General features: G+C 63.8%; 20 protein-coding genes and 1 riboswitch. Of the genes, 11 read left to right on the top strand and 9 right to left on the bottom strand.

The annotated features are described in order from the left end of the window. Positions 1-232: 232 nt before the first annotated feature. From AC1RJY_RS20765 to AC1RJY_RS20800, 8 genes are all read left to right on the top strand, one after another. The gene (locus AC1RJY_RS20765) at positions 233-1216 is read left to right on the top strand and encodes an ABC transporter permease (RefSeq protein WP_011776480.1); all 984 of its coding nucleotides are present in this window, start codon (positions 233-235) and stop codon (positions 1214-1216) included. After that, the gene (locus AC1RJY_RS20770) at positions 1216-2187 is read left to right on the top strand and encodes an ABC transporter permease (RefSeq protein WP_014923099.1); all 972 of its coding nucleotides are present in this window, start codon (positions 1216-1218) and stop codon (positions 2185-2187) included. The genes AC1RJY_RS20765 and AC1RJY_RS20770 overlap by 1 nt, the downstream gene beginning before the upstream one ends. Beyond that, positions 2184-4343: a dipeptide ABC transporter ATP-binding protein gene (locus AC1RJY_RS20775; RefSeq protein ID WP_498603161.1), complete on the top strand. Its 2160-nt coding sequence runs from the start codon at positions 2184-2186 to the stop codon at positions 4341-4343. The genes AC1RJY_RS20770 and AC1RJY_RS20775 overlap by 4 nt, the downstream gene beginning before the upstream one ends. Before the next feature lie 76 nt (positions 4344-4419). Further along, positions 4420-6147, top strand: a complete 1728-nt coding sequence (locus AC1RJY_RS20780; protein ID WP_014923097.1) for an ABC transporter family substrate-binding protein — start codon at positions 4420-4422, stop codon at positions 6145-6147. 204 nt (positions 6148-6351) lie between these two features. Continuing rightward, positions 6352-7401, top strand: a complete 1050-nt coding sequence (locus AC1RJY_RS20785) for a Gfo/Idh/MocA family protein (protein ID WP_498603162.1) — start codon at positions 6352-6354, stop codon at positions 7399-7401. Between the two features lie 185 nt (positions 7402-7586). After that, positions 7587-8285: a hypothetical protein gene (locus tag AC1RJY_RS20790; protein WP_014923095.1), complete on the top strand. Its 699-nt coding sequence runs from the start codon at positions 7587-7589 to the stop codon at positions 8283-8285. 87 nt (positions 8286-8372) lie between these two features. Continuing rightward, positions 8373-8924: an RNA polymerase sigma factor gene (locus AC1RJY_RS20795; protein ID WP_014923094.1), complete on the top strand. Its 552-nt coding sequence runs from the start codon at positions 8373-8375 to the stop codon at positions 8922-8924. After that, complete coding sequence (locus AC1RJY_RS20800) at positions 8921-9784, top strand: superantigen-like protein SSL4 (RefSeq protein WP_014923093.1); 864 nt, start codon at positions 8921-8923, stop codon at positions 9782-9784. Before AC1RJY_RS20795 ends, AC1RJY_RS20800 begins: the two co-directional genes overlap by 4 nt. Before the next feature lie 67 nt (positions 9785-9851). On the opposite strand, the gene ald is transcribed toward AC1RJY_RS20800, so the two are convergent. Beyond that, positions 9852-10970: an alanine dehydrogenase gene (ald, locus tag AC1RJY_RS20805; RefSeq protein ID WP_011776472.1), complete on the bottom strand. Its 1119-nt coding sequence runs from the start codon at positions 10968-10970 to the stop codon at positions 9852-9854. Between the two features lie 208 nt (positions 10971-11178). Here ald and AC1RJY_RS20810 point away from each other — a divergent pair, with 208 nt between their 5' ends. Next, positions 11179-12393 (top strand): PucR family transcriptional regulator, encoded by a 1215-nt coding sequence (locus tag AC1RJY_RS20810; protein ID WP_043806413.1) that lies wholly within the window; start codon positions 11179-11181, stop codon positions 12391-12393. Between the two features lie 132 nt (positions 12394-12525). Here the strand turns inward: AC1RJY_RS20810 and AC1RJY_RS20815 are convergent, their stop codons facing one another. Both AC1RJY_RS20815 and AC1RJY_RS20820 read right to left on the bottom strand, forming a co-directional pair. After that, the gene (locus tag AC1RJY_RS20815) at positions 12526-13878 is read right to left on the bottom strand and encodes a hypothetical protein (RefSeq protein WP_498603163.1); all 1353 of its coding nucleotides are present in this window, start codon (positions 13876-13878) and stop codon (positions 12526-12528) included. A 2-nt stretch (positions 13879-13880) separates the two neighbouring features. Next, positions 13881-14026: riboswitch (cyclic di-AMP (ydaO/yuaA leader) on the bottom strand. Between the two features lie 129 nt (positions 14027-14155). Next, on the bottom strand, positions 14156-14389 hold the full coding sequence (locus AC1RJY_RS20820; RefSeq protein WP_498603164.1) for a hypothetical protein: 234 nt from the start codon (positions 14387-14389) through the stop codon (positions 14156-14158). Positions 14390-14434: 45 nt separating this feature from the next. Between AC1RJY_RS20820 and AC1RJY_RS20825 the strand changes: the two genes are divergently transcribed. After that, the gene (locus AC1RJY_RS20825) at positions 14435-15499 is read left to right on the top strand and encodes an ATP-dependent DNA ligase (protein ID WP_014923090.1); all 1065 of its coding nucleotides are present in this window, start codon (positions 14435-14437) and stop codon (positions 15497-15499) included. A 3-nt stretch (positions 15500-15502) separates the two neighbouring features. Here the strand turns inward: AC1RJY_RS20825 and AC1RJY_RS20830 are convergent, their stop codons facing one another. The 6 genes from AC1RJY_RS20830 to ptsP all read right to left on the bottom strand — a co-directional run bounded on the left by AC1RJY_RS20830 (position 15503) and on the right by ptsP (position 19912). Then, positions 15503-15766 carry a DUF6480 family protein gene (locus AC1RJY_RS20830; RefSeq protein WP_043470792.1) on the bottom strand — a complete coding sequence of 88 codons (264 nt, stop codon included), beginning with the start codon at positions 15764-15766 and terminating at the stop codon, positions 15503-15505. Positions 15767-15878: 112 nt separating this feature from the next. Further along, positions 15879-16670, bottom strand: a complete 792-nt coding sequence (locus AC1RJY_RS20835; protein ID WP_498603165.1) for an alpha/beta fold hydrolase — start codon at positions 16668-16670, stop codon at positions 15879-15881. Between the two features lie 14 nt (positions 16671-16684). Then, a complete protein-coding gene (locus tag AC1RJY_RS20840) occupies positions 16685-17350 on the bottom strand; it encodes a maleylpyruvate isomerase family mycothiol-dependent enzyme (RefSeq protein WP_498603166.1) in 666 nt (221 codons plus the stop codon). Positions 17351-17368: 18 nt separating this feature from the next. Continuing rightward, positions 17369-17788, bottom strand: coding sequence for a helix-turn-helix domain-containing protein (locus tag AC1RJY_RS20845; protein ID WP_498603167.1), 420 nt, complete (start codon positions 17786-17788; stop codon positions 17369-17371). Between the two features lie 114 nt (positions 17789-17902). Beyond that, entirely contained in the window at positions 17903-18181 is a 279-nt protein-coding gene (locus tag AC1RJY_RS20850; RefSeq protein WP_011776464.1) for an HPr family phosphocarrier protein, read from the bottom strand. A gap of 30 nt (positions 18182-18211) precedes the next feature. Beyond that, positions 18212-19912 (bottom strand): phosphoenolpyruvate--protein phosphotransferase, encoded by a 1701-nt coding sequence (gene ptsP, locus AC1RJY_RS20855; RefSeq protein WP_210065558.1) that lies wholly within the window; start codon positions 19910-19912, stop codon positions 18212-18214. A gap of 129 nt (positions 19913-20041) precedes the next feature. Here ptsP and AC1RJY_RS20860 point away from each other — a divergent pair, with 129 nt between their 5' ends. Then, the gene (locus tag AC1RJY_RS20860) at positions 20042-20764 is read left to right on the top strand and encodes a TetR/AcrR family transcriptional regulator (protein ID WP_014923084.1); all 723 of its coding nucleotides are present in this window, start codon (positions 20042-20044) and stop codon (positions 20762-20764) included. Positions 20765-20829: the final 65 nt, after the last annotated feature.

Below are 20829 nucleotides of genomic sequence, written 5' to 3' on the forward strand. Positions count from 1 at the left end.
ATAACAATCTGGCTGCAGGCGCGAAACCGGACGCCTCGAAGCAAAACGTGAAGCAGTTATTGTGGTAGTTTCCTCTTGAATGTGACGCATGCCATACAGGGCTGGTGATCACTGAAGGGGTGCGGGGGGCCCAAGAACCCGCTGCGCCAATTCGTAGCTGACGCCGGCCACAGCCGGGAACCGCGGAAGGACGAGCATTGAGTTTTGCCACGATTCGGGGCAGCCGCCCGACATGCTGAAATATCTGATGAAGCGGTCGGGCATTTACCTGATCATGATCTTCCTGACCACTAGCGCGGGGTACTTCCTGGCGGTCTCGTCGCTGAAGCCCGCAGTACTGGAGCAGGAGAAAATCCCGCGGCCAACCCCCGAACAGGTAGCGGCGTCCTTCCGGGGACTCGGCCTGGATCCGGATTTGAACCCGTGGGAACGGTACATTCAATGGCTCTGGGGCATCATCACCCGCTGGGACTGGGGCCGCAGCCCGAACGGGGCCTTCGTCAACGCCGAATTCGCGGACCGCGTGTTGGTCTCCACCCGGCTGTTCATCGCCTCGATCATCCTGACACTGATCATCGGCGTCGCGCTCGGCGTCTACTCCGCCGCCCGCCAGTACAAATTCCAAGACCGCGTCATCACGTCCTACAGCTACCTGGTCCACATCCTCCCCGCGCCCATCGCCTACTTCCTGGTGCAGCTGGGCGCCATCAGCATCAACGAGGCAGTGGGCGAGCGCATCTTCTTCGTGACGGGAATTTCGACGCCGGGAATTGAGCCAGGCTGGCCGGCTTTCGTCGACCTTGTGGCCCACTACGCCGTGCCCACCTTCGCGATGACCATCTTCGGTTGGGCCGGTTACCAGATCGCCCAGCGGCAGTACCTCCTGGACAACGTGAACGCGGACTTTGTCCGCACCGCCCGGGCCAAGGGATTGACCCGCAACCAGGCCATCAGGAAGCACGCACTGCGTGTCTCCTTCATCCCAGTGGCACAGAGCATTGCGTTCACCATCCCGGCGATCTTCACGGGCGGCTTCTTCGCGGAGGCCATCTTCGCCTGGCCCGGCATCGGCCTCTGGAGTATCCAGGCCATCAGCCTTCAGGACGTCAACGTAGCCACAGCCACGCTGGCCTACGGCTCCGTGATCTTCGCGATCGGCGCCATCCTTGCCGACTTCGCCACCACGCTGGTCGATCCACGAGTGAGGGTCCAGTAATGACCAACATCATTGATCCCATTGCGGAAATCGACGAAGCCCGGGTTGCCGACCAGGACGTCGTCATTGGGAAGTCCCGGATCATCTTCCGTCGCTTCATGCGGAACCGGACCGCCGTCGCCGGTTTGTTCATTTTCCTGGCGCTGTTCCTCTTCTCCATCTTTGGCGGGTTCCTGACCTCGTGGGACAAGGACACTCTTGATCCGCTAAACATCGGTATGCCGCCGTCGCCGGACCACTTGTTGGGGACCACACAGGCCGGCATCGACCTCATGGCGCTCATTGTGGATGGCACCCGGACTTCCATTCTCATCGGCCTGATCGTGGGCGGCGTGTCCGTGCTGATCTCTGCGGTGTACGGCTGCACCATGGCGTTCTTCGGCGGCAAGGTGGATGCCACCATGCTGTTCATCCTTGAAGCGCTCATCATGATGCCCGCCATCCTGGTGGTCGCCGTCGCAACCAGCGGAAGTGGTGGGCTCAAGGACCTCCCCAGCTGGCTCTTGCTGGTGGTCGTGCTCCTGTTCTTCAGTTGGATGGGAACCGCCCGCCTGGTGCGCTCGCTGGCCATGTCCCTGATGCAGCGCGATTACGTCAAAGCCGCCACTTACATGGGTGTCCCGTCCCGCAGGATCGTATGGCGCCACCTCGTTCCGAACATCGGCTCACTGCTGGTCCTCGACTTCACCCGTGGCATCACCGGCGCAATCCTGGCCGAAGTGGCATTCTCCTTCATCGGCATCGGTATCAAGCTCCCTGACGTCAGCCTCGGTGTCCTCATCGGGCAAGCGACCGGCCAGGTGTCCTCCTTCCCGTGGATGTTCTGGGTTCCGCTCACCGTCATGTTCCTGCTGACCGGCTCGCTGGCCATGATGAACGACGGCCTCCGCGACGCCTTCGACCCCAGCTCCAGTTCCATCGGCCGGGCGAAGCAGGCCAAGCCCCAGACTGCGAAGAAGACCACCAAATGAGCACCAACACCACTCCCGCCGAGCGCCTCCGCGACGCCGGACTCTACGCACCCGGCGATGCCGTCCTCAGCGTCCGCGACCTGAACGTCCGCTTCAACTCCGAGAACGGTGTGGTCCATGCAGTCCGGGGCGTCGACTTCGACCTCATGCCGGGGAAGACGCTGGGCATTGTGGGCGAGTCCGGCTCCGGCAAGTCCGTGACGTCCATGGCCATCATGGGACTCCTGCCCGAAACCGCGGACATCACAGGCTCCGTCCGCTACAAGGGCAAGGAACTCCTGGGCCTCAGCGACAAAGCCATGTGCAAGCACCGCGGTAGTGACATCGCCATGGTGTTCCAGGACCCGCTGTCCTCGCTGACTCCGGTCTACACGGTGGGCACCCAGATTATTGAGGCGCTGACTGTCCACAACCCGACAATGAGCAAGCAGGCGAAAGAAGCCCGCGCCGTCGACCTTTTGCGCATGGTGGGCATCCCGAGCCCCAAGGACCGGCTGAAGGCCTTCCCGCACGAATTTTCCGGCGGTATGCGGCAGCGCGTGATGATCGCCATTGCGATCGCCAACGATCCGCGCGTACTTATCGCGGATGAACCCACGACGGCGTTGGACGTCACCATCCAGGCGCAAGTGCTGGAAGTCCTGCACACCGCGCAAGAGGAGACCGGCGCCGCCGTCGTGATGATCACGCACGACCTCGGCGTCGTGGCCGGCATGGCCGACGACATCATGGTCATGTACGCGGGCAAGCCTGTGGAAACCGGCACTGTGGAGGACATCTACTACAACCCGCGGATGCCGTACACGCTGGGCCTCCTCGGCGCAGTTCCCCGTGTTGACACCGCCACCAGGCAGTCGTTGGTTCCCATTGAAGGGACGCCGCCCAACCTGGCCCTGCCGGTGACCGGATGCTCCTTCGCTGCCCGTTGCCCCATGGTCAGCGATGCCTGCCTGCACGGGGAACCGGAACTGTTCCCGGTGCCCGGTGTTGAGGGACAGACCTTGGGACACAAAGCCGCTTGCATCAAGGCTGGCGAACTGTCCGGTAACGCTGACGCCCACAAGATTTTCCACGCGCCGACCAAGCCAGTGTCAAAGTTCGACGGCGTAGCCCGCGCCGAGCGCGCAAAGGTCCTGGAACTCAAGGACGTGAAGAAGCACTTCCCGCTGCTCAAGGGTGCCTTGATCAAGCGACGGATCGGCACGGTCAAGGCCGTGGATGGCCTGAGCTTTGATATCCGCGAAGGTGAGTGCGTTTCCATTGTGGGGGAGTCCGGCTGCGGCAAGACCACCACGCTCCTGGAAATCATGGAGTTCCACCCGGACCAGGTGGGCGAAGTGGTCATCGGCGGCGTCAGCAACAAGGTGGCCACCGATCACAAGACCAAGATGGCCATGCGCAAGGAAATGCAGATGGTCTTCCAGGACCCCACGGGCGCCCTGGACCCGCGTTTCACGGTGTACGAAGTCCTGGCCGAACCCCTGGAAAACCTGGGAATGCCCAAGGCTGCCATCAAGAAACGCATCATGGAACTCATGAAGCTGGTGGGCCTGCAACCGGACCACGTGAACCGCTTCCCCAACCAGTTCTCCGGCGGGCAGCGCCAGCGCATCGGCATCGCCCGCGCGCTCGCGGTCAATCCGAAGCTCGTTGTCCTGGACGAACCGGTCTCCGCACTGGACGTATCCGTGCAAGCCGGTGTCATCAACCTGCTGGACAAGCTCCGTGCCGAACTTGGCCTGAGCTACCTCATGGTGGCCCACGACCTCTCGGTGGTCCGACACATCTCCGATCGCGTTGCCGTGATGTACCTCGGCAAGATCGTGGAGACAGGGGACGTGGACCATGTCTTCGACAACCCGCGCCACCCCTACACCCGGGCCCTGCTGTCCGCGATCCCGGTGCCGGACCCCAACCTGGAACGCACCCGTGAACGCATCATCCTCCAGGGTGACCTTCCAAGCCCGTTGGATGCTCCCAAGGGATGCAATTTTGCCACCCGGTGTCCTGTCTTTGCCGCACTACCTGCCGCAAAGCAAGAGAAGTGCCTTACTCTGGAGCCGCCACTGGCTGCGGAGAAGGAAGGCACACAGGACTTCGCCTGCTTCTTCCCGGACGGAGAGATAGATGCTGACATGCTGGTGGTGCATGCCTGACGACATATGACGCATCGATTGAAACCCTGTTATTCAACTCGCAAAGATTTCCAGTCGTAAACATGAAGGGCAAACCATGAAAAAATACACGACGATCGGTGGCGTAGCGCTCGCAGCGACGCTCATGCTGACCGCTTGCGGCGGGGGAACGCCGTCGGGTCCGGCCTCTCAGAAGGCCGAAGAGAGCGGCGGCGATATCAGCAAGCTGATTAGCGTCAACGCCAAGGAAGCAAAAGACCTGGAGCAGGGCGGCACGGTGACACTGCCAACCGTGGATCTCGGGCCGGATTTCAACAATAATTCCAACGTCGGGAACAGCGCCGCCACCTCAGCTGTGTTGACTCCAGTCAATCCGGCAGGCCTTAGCAGCGGCGGGATCGGCGGTTGCTGGAAGCTGGACTTTGACGGCAAGGCTGAGCCGAATAAGGACTTCTGCGAAGAGGTGAAGAGCGAAGTCAAGGATGGTAAACAGACCATCACCATCAAGGTCAACGAAAAGGCAACCTGGAACGACGGTACGCCTATCGATGTCAAGACGTTCGAGAACACTTGGAAGATGTCCCGCGGCGAAGATAAGGCGATTGACATCGTCAACCCGGGGTCATATCCGTTTGTTGAATCAGTCGTAGCTGGTGCCAACGACAAGGAAGTCATTGTCACCACCAGCAAGCCCGTTTTCCCCCTCGAGGATCTCTTCTTCGGTCTGATCCACCCGGCCGTCAACAACGCGGAGACCTTCAACAAAGGCTTTGCTGGCAACATGCACCCTGAATGGATGGCTGGCCCGTTCAAGGTGGAGAACTACGACACCACCGCCAAGACCGTCACGATGGTCCCTAACGATAAGTGGTGGGGCCAGAAGCCGGTCCTCGACAGGATCGTTTGGCGCCAGATGGAACCCAGTGCAACCATCGCCGCCTTCAAGAACGGCGAAATTGATGCTACTGACGCTCGCACCCTGAGCCGCTATAAGCAGCTTGAAGGAACCAAGGACGCCGAAGTTCGCCGCGGCCAGCGACTGTTCGCCGGTGGTCTGAACCTCAACGCCGAGCGGCCTGCCCTCAGCGACGTTGCTGTACGCAAGGCTATCTTCACCGCAGTGGACCGCAAGGCCATCCGCGATGTCCGCTTCAACGGCCTGAACTGGTCCGAAGAGAGCTCGGGCTCCATGATGCTCATGCCGTTCTCTGAGTACTACCAGGACAACTACCCCGTGAAGGACACCGGTGCCGAGGCTGCCAAGAAGGTCCTGACCGACGCCGGCTACACCGCCAACGACAAGGGAATCATGGCTAAGGACGGCGTCCCCGTGTCCTTCAAGGTCACCTACTTCGGCGACGATCCCACCCAGGCTGCCACCTCGCAGACGCTGCAGAAGCAGCTCCAAGCCGCTGGCATGGACGTGTCTATCGACCAGCGCGGTGACGCGGACTTCCAGAAGGTTCTCGGGTCCAGAGAGTTTGACCTGACGATTTCGGGCTACACCGTTAGCGCGGATGCGACTAGCGGGGTTAAGCAGTTCTACGAGTCGACCACCAACGAGAACAAGCTCGGCGACGCTGAGTTGGATGCCGAAATTGAGCGCCTGGCAACCATCTCGGATGACAAAGAACGCAACAAGGCCGCCATGGAGGTCGAGAAGAAGCACATGGAGAAGTACTTCTCCATGGGTACCGTGCTGAACGGCCCGGAGATCCAGTTCGTGCGCACGGGCCTGGCCAACTACGGTCCGTCCCTGTTCAAGAGCAACTCCAACGTTCCTGACTGGACCACCATCGGCTGGGAAAAGGGCACCAAGAAGTAGCCTTCCCGCTGTAGTTTCCCAAAGTGCAGTTTCCTGAAGGCCGGGAACCCCTGAGCTGATTCATCAGTGCGGGGAGGTTCCCGGCCTTCGCCGTCCCCACGCTCTCTCACTTCCCACGTGCTTGGGCGGATCGCTCTCTCACCCGGTGATAGAGGGTTGGCGTAAAAGGGCTATTACGTGAGAGAGGATCGGTAGCCTAGGGTCATGACTTCCACGCCGATCCGTACCGCCGTCGCCGGTTTCGGGCTCTCTGGCAGCGTCTTTCACGCGCCCTTCATCGCCAGCAACCCCGCCTACGAGCTGGCCGTCATCGCAACTTCGGACCAGGGGCGCCAAGCGAAAGCCAGGGAACGCTACCCGCAGGCAAGGATCGTGAACACCCCGCAGGACATCCTGGCACTGGCCGACCAACTGGACCTCATTGTCCTCGGCACACCGCCTGCAACCCATTTCCCGCTCGCAAAAGCTGCGCTGGAAGCCGGGCTCGACGTCGTCGTTGATAAACCGTTCGTGGTTCACAGCGCCCAGGGCGAGGAACTGATCCAACTCGCGGCGAAGCTGGGCCGCGTCCTCACTGTCTACCAAAACCGGCGCTGGGACGGAGACTCGCTCACCGTGAAGAAACTGCTCGACGCCGGAACGCTGGGTACCGTGACCAGGTTTGAGGTGGGCATGGAGCGCTGGGCACCGGAGATCGCCAAGGCGTGGAAAGCCAGTGCCACGGCGGAAGACGGCGGCGGTGTCCTGTTCGACCTCGGCACCCACGTCCTCGATCTCACTCTCCGGTTCTTTGGCCCCGCTACTGTTACCTTTGCTGAGATCACGGCCCGCCGACCCCAGGAAAGCGCCGATGACGATGTCTTCCTTGCCCTCCAGCACGAGTCGGGTGTGATCAGCCACGTCACCATCAACCTCAACAGCCACCTCCACGGCCCGCGCTTCCGCATTCTGGGCACTGAGGGCGGCTTCGTGAAGTTCGGCACCGACCCGCAGGAGCCTTTTGTGCTGGGCGGCGGGCTGCCTACGGACGCGGAGTACGGCGTCGAGCCTGCTGAAAATCATGGAACGCTGGAACTGAACGGGCAGCGCAGCATCATCCCCACTGAGCACGGCGCCTACCCCGAGTTCTACCGTATTCTCGCTGAAAAACTCGACGACGGCGGCACCGCCTCCGCGCTTCCGGCGCCGGTGAATCCAGCCGACTCCGTTGCGGTGCTGACGCTGATTGAACAAGCCAGGGCGCTGGCCGCTTAGATTCGTGAGCGACACCCACATTCGTCGGCGATGAAACCCGGCAAAAAAGAATTTCAGGACAACGCGTAACCTCGCCGGTGCCGCGAACGATGTAAGGGGAGTGCGGGCCACGTCCGCACGCTGATCATCCGGTCGCGACCCAACCGCGGCCGGGGCAATCCCAAAATCGTTTGTCGGAGGGTTTCATGTCCTTGTTCACTGTCCTTGCCACCAGCAAAGTCGCCGCGGGCGTCCTGGCTGCCGGAGCTGTAGCTGCCGGCGGAACCGGTGTCGCTGCCTTCAACGGCGCACTTCCCGCTGGGATCCAGCAGACCGCTCACGACTTCGTTGGCGCGCCGGCTCCGGTTGCTGAGAAGGCCGCTGAGGCAGCCGACGCAGCCGAAACCGCCAAGACCAAGGCGACAGACGCCGTCGAGACCGCGCAGTCCACTGCAACTGAGGCTGCCGAGGCCGGCCAGGCGAAGGCCACGGACGCTGTGTCCGATGCCAAGGCGGCAGTTGAAGACGCCACGTCTCCGGAGGCGTTTGGCCTCTGCACCGCTTTCCTCAATGGCGGCTTGAAGTCCGATGCGAAGGTCCCGGGCTTCGAGTCCTTGACCATCGCTGCCGGTGGCGAAGCCAAGGTGGAGGCGCACTGCGAAGCCGTGGTCGAAGCCGGTAACGCCGCCGGCCTGAAGGCTGACGGCTCCGCCAAGGCAGAGGCCGACGCAGACGCCGCCGTAACCTCCGAACTGCCTGCAACGCCTGCTGTTCCGGCTGTACCCGCAGTACCCGCCGTGCCCGCAACGCCGGCTGTCCCCGCTGTACCTGCCGTTCCAGCGACGCCTGAGCTGCCGACGCAGGTTCCGGCTGTTCCCGGCGCGTCTCTCGATTCTGTCCGCTAAGCAAGCAGCGGTTACGGTTTAAGGGCGGGGCTCCTTGGCTTAGGACAAGGAGCCCCGCTACATAATGTGGGACGGAGACATCCACGGGTGCTTGACCCTTTGGCTGATGAATACGTGCAGGCGGATCAGGACGATCCCGCCCTGCTCTTCACGGCTGCCTACAATAACTTCGCCGGACCGGTGTTTGGTTACCTCCGGGCACGCGGCGTGGACGACCCCGAAGCCGTGACGCAGGACGTATTCCTGGCCCTGTACCCAAAGCTGGAAACGCTGCATGGCGGGCTCCAAGGAGCAAAGACCCTGTTGTTCTCCATAGCCCACGCCCGGATGGTGGATCACTATCGCAAACGGGAACGAACGCCCGACTCCACGCCGTATGAAGCGGACTTGGACGCTCGGCGGGCGCCATCGGCGGAGGACCAGGCGTTCGGGCGGGTCGCCGGCTTGGGCGTCACGGAGATTCTGGATGACCTCCCCGACGATTATCGGGAGGTCTTGGCCCTCCGGGTCGTAGCCGATGTCTCAGTGGAAGATACCGCGGCGATCATGGGCAAATCCCAAGGCGCCGTCAAACAACTGCAGCGCAGGGCATTGAGTGCACTGAAGAAGCGTGCACTACTAAGGAACGGCACATCATGAGCGAACAATTTGCGCCCCGCGGACTCAGCGACCAGCGGGCAATCGACCACCTGCTGGCCGATGCCGGACTCGCGGACGACGCCGAGCTGCGCACTGAATTACTTGAGCTCCGATCCCTGGCGGGCACTGCCCCTCTGCCGTCCGAGGCTGTTCGCGCGCTCATGGTCGGCGGCCCGGCCGCTGCCACCCAGCAAATAGCTGCCCCCCAGGGGATCACTGCCACCCAGCACATCACGACGGCGGACGGCCCGTCCGCGGTGTCGGATGCACCGACGGCGGTACTCGCCACGGTAGCCCCGGAACCCGCGCCCGTAGACGAACTTGCCGCCCGGCGTCGGAAGAAGCGCCGCACGGCCATCGCGGGTCTCGCTGTTGCTGTGTCCTTGGCCGGCGGTGCTACGGCCGCCGTCGCTGCAGAGGGCGGCCTGCCGGGGGCCTTCCAGCATCTCGGGGCAGCGATCGGTTCCGTGGTCTCGCAGCTGAGCCCGGGTTCCGGTAGTGCTCCCCAGCCCGGTGCACCCGCGGGCACCACCCCCGGGCCGTTGCCTGTCCGGGAAGAGCCGCAGCAAGCTCCTGTTCCGGCGGAGCCGCAGCCTACGCCGGACGCGCCGGGCAACCCCGCCGTTCCCGCTCCTCAGCCGGGGCCCGGTGGCGCGTCGCCGCACACGCCCAAGGCACCGGCGCAGAAGGACCCCGGCAACGGCGTTATCCCGACGCCTCCAGCTCTACCCGTGACACCGCCGGGTATCGACCCTTCCAAGATTGATCCCTCAAAGCTGGGCCCATCGGGTGTTCCCGTGCCGGTTCCGACGCAGCTCATCCCGTCGCTCCCGGCAGACCCAAGCATCCCCGCGGGTTAACCACGACGGCGGGGTGCGGCTTCTCGTGGAAGCCGCACCCCGCCGTCGCGCTTGTTAATCCTTGGAACTACGCGGAAACGAGCGTGTGCCAGTCGTTGACGAGGGGCAGGTTGTGCGCCTCGGAAACGGAGTGGTGTGCCACGTGGCCTGCGGCGATGTTGAGGCCGGCGGCGAGTGCGGGGTCGCGGTCGAAAGCGGCCTTGACGCCCAGGTTGGCCAGGGCCACGGCGTAGCGCAGGGTGACGTTGGTCAGTGCGTACGTGGAGGTGTTCGGAACAGCACCGGGCATGTTGGCAACGCAGTAGAAGATCGAGTTGTGGACCTTGTACGTCGGTTCCTGGTGGGTGGTGGGGTGCGTGTCCTCGAAGCAGCCGCCCTGGTCAACCGCGATGTCCACCAGAACCGAGCCCGGCTTCATGCGGGCAACGAGGTCGTTGGTGACCAGCTTGGGTGCCTTGGCGCCGGGGATCAGGACGGAGCCGATCACGAGATCTGCGTCGATAACTGACTTCTCGATCTCGTAGGCGTTGGAGGCTACGGTCTTCAGGCGGCCCTGGTACAGGGCATCCAGTTCGCGGAGCCGGTTGATGTTGATGTCCATGATGGTGACGTCAGCTCCGAGGCCCAGCGCCATGGCGGCGGCGTTGGTTCCCGCAACACCGGCGCCGAGGACAACAACCTTGGCCGGGCGCACGCCCGGTACTCCGCCCAGGAGGACACCCTTGCCGCCGGCCGGAGCCATGAGCGAGGATGCGCCGACCACGACGGACAGGCGGCCTGCGACCTCGGACATCGGGGCGAGCAGCGGAAGGGTGCGGCCTTCCTGCACGGTTTCGTAGGCGATGGCCGTGACGCCGGAGTTGATGAGCTCGGCGGTGAGTTCGGGTTCTGCGGCGAGGTGGAGGTAGGTGAAGAGGATGAGGCCCTTGCGGAAACGGTGGTACTCGGCCGCGATGGGTTCCTTGACCTTCATGACCATGTCCGCGCGGGCCCACACGTCATCTGCTTCGTTGACGATTTCGGCGCCGGCGATCGAGTATTCCTCGTCGGTGATGCCCGAGCCGAGGCCTGCGCCGCGTTCAACCAGAACGGTGTGTCCGTGGGTGCGGAATTCGTGGACGCCAGCGGCCGTGATGGCTACGCGGAACTCGTTGTTCTTGATTTCTTTGGGGACGCCGATGATCATCTGTGGGCTCCATCGTTAGCGGCCTCTTCGGCCGAAAATGTGTTGCGGGCTGTGATTCCAGAATAAATCCGGCTGTGAGGCAGGCGACATGGACTCCGAGCAGCCAGCACGCCGGAACCCCGCAAAATCAAGGTTCTGCAGCGATGATGCTCGACATTTGTCGAGGACTGAAGCGTCAAGTGTCGCCTGCTGTTGGTACGCTTTCGGGATGCAGCAGGACGTGGAACAGATCGTTGAGCGCGTGGCGTTGAAGCTTGGCCGAGGACTGTCCCTGGAGGACCTCGACGGCGTTCTCCTGGCCTACAGCTCCAACCAATCCCACGCCGACCGCGTCCGGGTGAACTTCCTCCTGAGCAAGCGGGTCCCCAGCGACGTCAGCGCCTGGCAGCTCGCTCACGGCATTGCCACGGCGGTGCGACCCGTCGTGGTTCCCGCCAATGATGAACTCGGCATGTTGGGCCGCGTGTGCGTGCCGCTTTTGGTCCGCGGTTTCCGCGTGGGGTACTTGTGGGTACAGCTGGACCTTGAAGAACAGAGTGCGACGGCGATACTCGCTGAGTTGCCCGGCGTGCGTGACGAGCTGGACCTGTTGGCGGGCTTGCTCCTTGATTCCAATACGGCTGAATCGGAGTTCCGGCGAAGGCGTGAACAGGAGTTTCTCTCAGCTTGCGGCGGCGAATCGAACGCTGTGGCCGCCGTCGCGGGTTGGAAGGAAATCCAGGGCCGCGGTCCGTGGCAGCTGGTGACCATCCTCGACCCTGATGGCGCGAGGTCCGACGTCGATCCCATTGCCGCTACCCTGACGCACCGTTCCGCGGCTTTGCAGTCCACTATCGGCGTCAACGCTGCCCTGTTCAGCGCCGGAACGGAGACGCATTCGGTGGTGTTGTTCCGCGAGTCGGGCGGCCGGGCGGACCACGCCCAAGTACTGGTGCACTATCAGCTGGAGCTTGCAAAACGCGCGGGCCGCAAGGTGGACAGGGTGATCCTGGGCATCAGCGAACCCTTCCAAGTCATCCGGCAGCTCTCGGGCGCGTACCGTCAATCAAAGGTTGCTGCGCAGGCGGCTGCAGTGGACCAGCCCTTGGGAGAGTTGGTGGACAGCCGGACTGTTGGTGTCTATCAACTTTTCGACCGCTTGGTGGCGCCCGGCGGCTGGGATGACACAGGATCGGTGCATTTTCAGACGCTTGAGGACCACGACAAGAACGGCGAACTCCTGCCCGTCCTGGAATTGCTGTACGACAATGACGGCTCAGTTCAGGACGTCGCTGCCAAACTTCATCTCCACAGGAGCAGCATCTACAACAGGCTCGGCCGGATCCGCCAACTCATCGGTGCTGATCCGTTGAGTGGCGCGATCCGGCTCGAGTTGCATGCGGCCCTGAAGGCGCGGCGCTGGGCGGGGCGGCCGCGCATCTGAAGGGTCCTTACGAGCGCCGCAGACGCTGGCAGCTCCAGCGCCCCATCCGGCGGCGGAACGTGGCAGTCCGGCTGCTGCTGCAGTGCCGGCTATGCCATCCCACATGAGTGGAGGTGCGGGGCAGCCGGGTGCTCACTTGAGGGCCGTCCGGGCTGCATCCAGGATGTCCTGAAGAGCCGACTCGCTGGGCTGCGGTGTGGTTGCGGCCTGCGGCTTGCCCGGCCGTGGCTTGGACGTCGGCGTAGCAGTTTCTGTTGGTGTGGGTGTCGGAGTGGGCGTGGGTGTCACCGTGGGCGTCGGCGTGGTTGTCGGCGTCGGGGACGGCGGCGTGGTGATCGTGTCCGACGGCACCTCGCTCGGCGCAGGAGCCGGCTGCGTGGGGACCGGGCTGGCAGCGCCAGGCGCGGCCGGGACAGAGGACGGTATGGCTGAAGGAACCCATACCGGGTCCGCGAGGGATACCTTGGGGGTCGCAGTCGACGACGGCGACACGGCCTGAGGTGCTTCCGCCACCGTTGCCGGCTGGCCGGCCTCCGAAGTCTCCGTTGCTGTTGACGAAGCTGACGGCGATGACGCCGTGGAGTAGGACGCCCTGGGCGCGGGCGACGCCGAAGCCGAGGTGCGGCCATCGCTGCCACTGGCTTCCTGGACCGGGGTCTCCTGGCCGAAGAAAGGAAGCTCAAGGGCCTGCCCCAACGTTCCGGCCGTCAACACGAGGCCAAGGGCACCGGCAACCACGGCCATGCGCTGGCTCATGTGTTTGACCGACGCGGCTTTTCGCAGCGCGGCATGAGGTTCGCGGCCAAATGAAGACCCCGCCCCGAAGTTGGACCTGGTTGCTGTGCGCGCGGCAGGCTGTCGAACGTCCTTGCGGCTGGCCAAGGACGCCGAGGCCGTTGCGGCTGCAGCAACCTGCGCCGGGGACTTGCCGCGCGGCGACTCCGCGCGGGCGGCCACCACAGGAATAGCTGCGGTTGCGGGTTCCGAGGTCTCAGGCTGCACCACTGGAATAGCTGCGGTTGCGGGTTCCGAGGTCTCGTCTTCCTGGGAGCCCTGTGTCGTGGCGGCTGGCGGCACGATGGGAATGGCCGCGGTGGGAGGTCCCGGTGTGGTGGACGCCGGCGCTGCAGCCTGAGCGGCCTCAACGGCGGGAATCGCCGCAGTTGCCGGTTCCGCCTGCTCGGTCGCGGACTTTTCGGGGGCCGATAGTTCGGGCGCGATCACAGCCTGGGCTGCCCTCTGCCGCTCGGCCGCACGAACCTCCGCACGAGTGGCGGGCATCGCAACCGTGGGCATGGCCGCAGTGGCGGGTTCCGGCGTCGTGCCTGTGTTCGTTGTGCCTGTCTTAACGGCGTTTTCGGGCGTCGCGGCGTTCGCCTGCGCGCTGGTGAGGAATCCGCTGGGTTGGGCCCGACGGCGTCCGGTTGGCTTGGTGCGCTCGCCTTGAGTCTGGGCGCGGCGCGGCTGATCCATGGTTGGGGACATGGTGGTTGCCTCTCAACGCCTTCGAGGTTAGCTGTCGGGTTCGGACGAGGCCGTCCGGCCGCCTAAGCGGCTTCACCCCAAGGACTTGAAGTAAGTCCGGGAACTTTTGGGTCCCCCGTCTCTGCCGCGGGTCTGGCGGATCCCGGATTGCGGCAGAGCTCGGCGTCAATCCGGAAGCGGCCCAGCGGAGATACGGGTCGCCCTACGACGGTACATGAGCCGGAAAGTAAAGTCACATTAATGTAACGGGCGGTAGGTCTGAGCAAGCGAGGGGGTTCTATGACTTAGGCTTCGGGGCTGGCGCCGGGGCAGGTAGCTCATGCTGGATCTTCTGGATCTGCACAGCTTGATGAGTTTCCGGCCGGAAGATCTCGTCCACGACTCCAAGCATTCCGCCGGTGGCTCCACGCCGGACTTTGCCCTGGCTGCTCCGGCGCGATGACCAGTACCAAACGCCGGCCAGCAGGGCCGGGAATCCGAGCACTGCCGCCAACACGAGCGAGATATCCATGGCCTAACACTAGCTTCGGCGTGCACCGGCAGGTAGACATTGTCTATGGACCTGCCTGTGATGCCACCCGTCTCGCCCATGCTCGCCAAATCCGTTCCGACAATCCCCGATGTTGGGCACTACGAGCCCAAATGGGACGGGTTCCGGACCATCGTCTTCAAGGATGGCGACGAGATCGTCCTGGGCAGCCGCAACGAGAAGCCGATGACCCGCTACTTCCCCGAGGTGGTGGAGGCGCTCAGGAAGAACCTGCCGGACAAATGCGTGATCGACGGCGAGATCGTCCTGATCGAGGGCAAGAGGCTCGAATTCGAGGTACTCCAGCAAAGGATCCACCCCGCCGACAGCCGCGTCCGGATGCTCGCCGAGAAGACCCCGGCGTCCATGATTGCGTTCGACATCCTCGCGCTGGGCGACGAGAACCTCATGGACAAGCCGTTCTCCGAGCGCCGCGCCATCTTGGAGCGTACGCTCGCCAAGGCCGATCCGCCTGTCTATGTGACCCCCGCAGTGACGGATCTCGAGCGGGCGCAGGAATGGTTCGTGCAGTTGGAAGGCGCGGGACTGGATGGGGTGCTGTCCAAGCCGTTGGACGGGGCCTACCAACCCAACAAGCGCGTGATGTTCAAAACCAAACACGAGCGCACGGCAGACTGTGTGGTGGCGGGATTCCGTTGGCACAAGACCGCGAAAGTTGTTGGCTCGATGTTGCTCGGCCTGCACGATGACACTGGCCGGCTGCATCATGTGGGAGTGGTGGCATCGTTTCCTATGGCCCGCAGGGAGGCTTTGGTGGCAGAACTGGAGCCGTACCAGGTTGAACTCAGCGAGCACCCATGGGGTGAGTGGGCCAATCAGGATGAAACTGCCGGGGGTTCACGCATGCCCGGCGCCCAAAGCCGGTGGAGCGGGGGGAAGGACTTCTCCTTCGTGCCCCTGCGCCCCGAACTTGTGATCGAAGTAAAGTACGACTACATGGAAGGCGACAGGTTCCGGCACACCACGCAGTTCCGTAGGTGGCGGCCGGACAGGACCCCCGAGAGCTGCACGTACTCGCAACTGGAAGAGCCTGCCGACTACGATCTCGGGGAAATCCTGAGGCTGCCCTAGCCCCTACTCTTCGTGGCCTTGGTCGCTGCTCATGCTGCCCTCGGCCGGTGGGGTTTCGCCCGGAGGCACGCCGCCGCCCGGCTCCAAGCCTGTGACATTTCCGTCGAGGGGATCAGGGTTGGCGGAAGCGGCGGGGTCATCGTCTTCGTCCTGGCGCATGTCCGGATCGTCGTGGATGCTGTCGGCATCGGAGGTGGTGTCGTAAGGCCCGGTTGCGCCGGTTGCGCCGAAGCCCTGGGTTTCTTCATTCGAGTTTTTGTCGGTCACGATCAGCCCTTTCGTAAGCAAACTTACTATTGTGCTTGCTTCGTCAGCCTAGCCGGGACGTGCTGACCCAACAAGGGGCGCCCAAGCCATGGGGCGGCGTCGTACTTTACCTTCAGCGGTGGGGAGTCGTGGCGGTGACGAAGCTCCGGATGGCATCCGCCACAGCCTTGGGACGCATGTGCTGAGCCACGTGCCCGACGCCCGGGATCTCCACCAGTCGCCCCTGGGCCACGGCCCGCGAAAGCCGGAGCGACCATTCGGGGCCCGCCACATGGTCCCGGCTCCCGCGCAGAACCAGCACCGGAACCTGGACTCCGGCGAGGCGTTTCTCCGTGGGGTATTTCATCATGACCGGCAGTTCCGTGAGGTACCAGCGAGGGCCGCAGCGGAGGTAATCGGACATGACGATCAAGTTGGACGTGGGGGTCTCGCGGAGTATTCCGTCCAGTGTCAGGGCCAGCGACTGCCGCCACACATTCTTGTGCCGCGAATCCACCACCGGCCCCATCAGTACCAACTGCCTGAGCTGCTCGGGGGCGTGCAAGGCCGCTTCGATGGCAAACTGCACGCCCATGGAGTGACCCACCAACACGTAGGAGTCGATACCGCGGGACTTCAGGGCCTCGGCAATGAACGCGCCGTATTCCTCCACTGAAAGCTGGCGCCCAGGCTTGGGAGTCCCGGCGAAACCGGGAAGGTCCAGTGAATACGTGGGCGCGCTCGCCGCGAGGACAGCATGCAGCCGTGCCAGATATCGATGCGACACCCCGATGCCGTGGATCAGGATATATGCGGGCTCGGACATGGGCCCGGCGTCCGGTTCCGGCGCAGGCGTGCCCTCGGTCCAAAGAATCCGACCGGTCAGGCCCAAGACTTCGACGTCGGCAGAGAGTAGCGCGGTCATCTTTGCTCCTGCTTTCACTGAATTCCCAATTGTTGCAGGAAAACCGGTGCGCCCGGGCCACTCAATTCGTCGTCCCTCACGGGCCGTCCCGACACGGCAAGAAGCAGCGCGATCGCCGGCCCTTCAACTGCGGGACCATCCCCGTGGTCAAACGCGGTGTCGGTGGCAATCAAGCGCCAGCCCTGCGCGATCTCCTTGCCGCCGCCCATTTTGGTTGTAGTCCTGAGTTGGTACTTGAGGGCGGTGGCAACGTGGACAGGAGGGTAATCGCGGCGGATTCCGAGGGGGCGCCGGATATCCTCTCCGTGGACGAACGCCTCAACCAGCCGGGTAGCCAAGCTTGCCGGCGGACCCGAGGTCCGCGAAAGCACCGCGCGCAGCCCGTTCAACGTCTGCGCAGGCTCTGGTGTCTTTTCGCGCTCCACACCTACGGCGTTATCACGGTCAAAATCCATTCGGGAGGCAACCAGCCGGCGGATGAAGCTCAACCTCGTCGTCTTGGCGCTGTCGATTACGTGAGCCAGGACGTCGTGCACGTTCCAACCGGCACACAGCGACGGCGTCTGCCATTGAGCTGCCGGAAGCGGCTCCAGATCCTGCAACAGGGCGCGGCGTTCATGGTGCACCACGGGCCAAACGGTCGAAGAGGAGCTTGTTGCCATACCGCTATTGAACAGCATGCTGGTGATGTGGGGTGGCTAGCTGTGGGAATCGGTGGATTCGTCAGCTCCTGCGCTCGCCTCGGCCTGCTGCCTCTTCTTCTGCGTTTCCAGCCAGGCGATGATGGCGGCCTGCCGGATCCGACGATGCGTTCCCCGGTACTCCACCGGTATTTCGCCGCGATCGGTCATGTTGCGCAGATAGGTGTGAGAGATGCCCGCGAGCTCTGCAGCCTGGGATGTGGTGAGCATTTCCTCGACGCTGCTCACCGTCACCGTTTCGCCGCGGCTCAGTCTTGCGAGGAGGTCGACGACGGCGTCCCTGGCCTCGTTCGGCAGGCGGTGGACCGTGCCATCCACGAACACGGTGATGTCGTCGCTGTCCTGGAGGGAGCGCGCCAGATTCCGGGCGTCGTCGGCGGGCAAGCCAGGAGTGACGCGGGGAGCTATCAATGCCATGGCAGAAGCCTAGCCTGTGGGAGTGGGCTGCCCGATTCGGGGGTTCCCTGCGGGTCATGCCGTGCGCACGGCACTGTTGGCAGGGAACCATCGAAACGGCCGCCCGGGCAAAAACTACTCTGCGTCCAGGTCCGTCTCCAGCAGCTTCACCAGTGCGTCCAGCGCAGCGTCGGCTCCGTCGCCCTCGGCCCGCAGCACAACGACGTCGCCCTTAGCGGCGCCGAGGGTCATGAGCGAAAGGATGCTGGCGGCGTCGAGGGCGTCATCGGCAGGGTCGCCCTGCATGGCGATGGTGACCTCCACGGGCTGCTCGCCCGCGGCTTCGGCGAACAAGGCGGCGGGACGGGCGTGCAGGCCGGAGCGGCTGGCGATGGTGGCTGTGCGTTCGGGCATGGTTTCTCCTTCGACAGAAACAGACAGGGTTTAGAGGCCGAGTTCTTCGAGCACGGGCAGCTTGGCGCGGACCCAGTCCCGGGCTTCGGTGGCGCTGGGCGCGGAAAGGGCCAGGCGGGCCAGTTCCTGGGCCTGCTCCAGCGTGACGGTTTTCAGCACAGTCCCGACGGCGGCCAGGGAGCGCGCGGTCATGGACAGTGTGGTGACGCCCAGGCCGGTCAGCACGACGGCGAGCGCAGGGTCAGCTGCTGCCTCACCACAGACACCCACGGGCTTGGCAGTACCTTCGCGACCAGAGCTTTCCTGCTCCGCACCTTCGACGGTGAGCTGCACGAGCCGAAGCACGGCAGGCTGCCACGGAGTGTTGAGTTCCGCGAGGGGTCCAAGCTGGCGGTCGGCGGCCATGGCGTACTGGGTGAGGTCGTTGGTGCCCAAAGAGGCGAAACCGACTTCGCGCAGCACGGTGGCAGCAGTCAACGCGGCAGAGGGAACTTCCACCATGACACCCGGCGTTTGGATTCCGGCGGCGGCACACAGTGAGGCGAACCGTCCGGCTTCGGCGGCCGTGGAGATCATGGGGGCCATGACCCAAACGTCTGCCTCGGACTCCGAAGCTGCCCGGGCGATGGCCTCGAGCTGACGCTCCAGAACGCCTGGTGTGGTGAAATCGGTGCGGTAGCCGCGGACACCCAGTGCAGGGTTGGGCTCGGTGGCATCCGTGAGGAAGGGGAGCGGCTTGTCGGCGCCCGCGTCAAGGGTGCGGAGGACCACCTTCTTGCCCGGGAACGCGTCGAATACGGCTTTGTAGGCTGCGGCTTGCTCGTCCACGGAGGGTTCGGTGTCGCGCTCCAGGAAGCAGAACTCCGTGCGGAACAGGCCCACTCCCTGGGCGCCCAAAGCGGCAGCTGCCACGGCGTCCTTGGCTCCACCGACGTTGGCGAGGAGCGGCACCAAGTGGCCGTCCGCCGTCGTGCCGTTTCCGTCGAATTCGGCGAGGGTGGCGGAGGTTTCCGCCCAGGCCGTAGCTGCCGCACGGTGCTCGTCGGTGGGCGAAACGGCAACGAAGCCAGCGGCGCCGTCCACGTACACCTCGGTTCCATCCGCGATGTCGTCAACACCATGGGCCGCAACCACGGCGGGCAGGCCGAGCGAACGCGCAATGATGGCCGTGTGGGACTGCGGGCCGCCGCCTGAAGTCACCAGCGCCTGCACCACCGCGGGATTCAGTGTTGCGGTGTCGGCGGGAGCGAGGTCCTCGGCCACCAGGATGAAGGGCGTGTCGGAGGCAGGAATGCCGGGAGCGGGGACGCCGCGAAGTTCGGCCACGATGCGGGCGCGGACATCCAGGACGTCGGTGGCACGCTCGGCCATGTAGCCGCCCAGGTTGTGCAGCATTTCGGAGACGGACGCGCCGGCTTCCCAGATGGCCCTTTCGGCCGACGACCCGGCGTTGATGAGCTTGGCAGCCGATTTCAGGAGCATGGTGTCCTTGGCCATCAAGGCAGTGGCTTCGAGGACGGCTTTGCCGTCGCCGGAAGCACTGTCCGCGCGTCCCTTGAGTTCGTCATGGACGGCTTGCGCAGCCGCTTTCAAGCCCGCGACGGCGTCTTCCGGGCTCACGTCCGCAGCCAATCGATCTCCCGACGGCGGCTCACTCACCGGCTTGGGCATCTGGCGGACGGAACCAATGATGCGGCCAGGGCTTACCCCTACTCCTTGGAAATTCTGCACTGAATCCTCTGTTCCTGCTTGTTGGTTCAGGCCCTCCGGCGACGGCACCGGGAGCCTCGAAAACTAGCCTACAAAATTCCTTTGTGAGCCACTTCATATAGCAACGCTATAGGTGCTAGGGTAGCGGTTATGAGTTTCGATGACCAGCTTCCGCCCAAAATTCGGTTGCTTCGCGCAGCTGCCGAGTTGCTGGCGAATTCGGAGGGGTCAGCGGTCTCAACGCGCCAGATCACCAAGCTTGCCGGGGTCACGGCGCCCACGCTTTACCACCACTTTGGCGACAAAGAAGGCCTGTTCGACGCCGTCGTTTCAGCCGGATTTGAAGAGTATGTGGCGGGGGAGCGGGATTTTGCACCGTCCGGGGAGCCCTTGGAAGATGTCCGGCGAATGTGGGACAACCACGTCCAGTTCGGACTCAGTCAACCCCATCTGTATCTGGTGATGTTCGGCAATATCCGGCCGGAAAGCCGCCCAGCAATCGTGGCCGATGCTGAAGCGCTTCTGGAGGAGATGCTGAACAAGGCCGCTATCTCCGGCCAGATCAACGTGCCGCCCCGCGAAGCGGCGCGAAGCATTCTGGCGGCCAATGTGGGTGTCACGCTCATGTTGATCGCAGAACCGGTGGAAGAACGGAACCTCGAGCTCTCAACGATGACCCGGGATTCCATGATTTTTGCCGTCTCCACGGACACCGCCCGTGGCGCCGCAGCGGACGACTCCGGTAAGTCGTCCGTGGTTGTTGCGGCAATCGCCCTGAATGCGGCACTGCAGGCCTCGCATTCGGACCAACTTTCCAGCTCTGAATTGAAGCTGTTCCTTGAGTGGCTTCACCGCATTTCCAGCAGCTCCTAAGGCTGTTCTCTCTCGATCTATATCGACTGACCCCGCGCCGCAGCGGGACACACGTTAGGAATTCA

This window comes from Arthrobacter sp. GW822-FHT05G07 (assembly GCF_058799755.1).

Bases quoted from the DNA above. Each gene is read 5' to 3' on its own strand.
- AC1RJY_RS20765 (WP_011776480.1), top strand. From the start codon at position 233: ATGCTGAAATATCTGATGAAGCGGTCGGGCATTTACCTGATCATGATC.
- AC1RJY_RS20770 (WP_014923099.1), top strand. From the start codon at position 1,216: ATGACCAACATCATTGATCCCATTGCGGAAATCGACGAAGCCCGGGTT.
- AC1RJY_RS20775 (WP_498603161.1), top strand. From the start codon at position 2,184: ATGAGCACCAACACCACTCCCGCCGAGCGCCTCCGCGACGCCGGACTC.
- AC1RJY_RS20780 (WP_014923097.1), top strand. From the start codon at position 4,420: ATGAAAAAATACACGACGATCGGTGGCGTAGCGCTCGCAGCGACGCTC.
- AC1RJY_RS20785 (WP_498603162.1), top strand. From the start codon at position 6,352: ATGACTTCCACGCCGATCCGTACCGCCGTCGCCGGTTTCGGGCTCTCT.
- AC1RJY_RS20790 (WP_014923095.1), top strand. From the start codon at position 7,587: ATGTCCTTGTTCACTGTCCTTGCCACCAGCAAAGTCGCCGCGGGCGTC.
- AC1RJY_RS20800 (WP_014923093.1), top strand. From the start codon at position 8,921: ATGAGCGAACAATTTGCGCCCCGCGGACTCAGCGACCAGCGGGCAATC.
- ald (WP_011776472.1), bottom strand. From the start codon at position 10,970: ATGATCATCGGCGTCCCCAAAGAAATCAAGAACAACGAGTTCCGCGTA.
- AC1RJY_RS20810 (WP_043806413.1), top strand. From the start codon at position 11,179: ATGCAGCAGGACGTGGAACAGATCGTTGAGCGCGTGGCGTTGAAGCTT.
- AC1RJY_RS20815 (WP_498603163.1), bottom strand. From the start codon at position 13,878: ATGTCCCCAACCATGGATCAGCCGCGCCGCGCCCAGACTCAAGGCGAG.
- AC1RJY_RS20820 (WP_498603164.1), bottom strand. From the start codon at position 14,389: ATGGATATCTCGCTCGTGTTGGCGGCAGTGCTCGGATTCCCGGCCCTG.
- AC1RJY_RS20825 (WP_014923090.1), top strand. From the start codon at position 14,435: ATGGACCTGCCTGTGATGCCACCCGTCTCGCCCATGCTCGCCAAATCC.
- AC1RJY_RS20835 (WP_498603165.1), bottom strand. From the start codon at position 16,670: ATGACCGCGCTACTCTCTGCCGACGTCGAAGTCTTGGGCCTGACCGGT.
- AC1RJY_RS20840 (WP_498603166.1), bottom strand. From the start codon at position 17,350: ATGCTGTTCAATAGCGGTATGGCAACAAGCTCCTCTTCGACCGTTTGG.
- AC1RJY_RS20845 (WP_498603167.1), bottom strand. From the start codon at position 17,788: ATGGCATTGATAGCTCCCCGCGTCACTCCTGGCTTGCCCGCCGACGAC.
- AC1RJY_RS20850 (WP_011776464.1), bottom strand. From the start codon at position 18,181: ATGCCCGAACGCACAGCCACCATCGCCAGCCGCTCCGGCCTGCACGCC.
- AC1RJY_RS20860 (WP_014923084.1), top strand. From the start codon at position 20,042: ATGAGTTTCGATGACCAGCTTCCGCCCAAAATTCGGTTGCTTCGCGCA.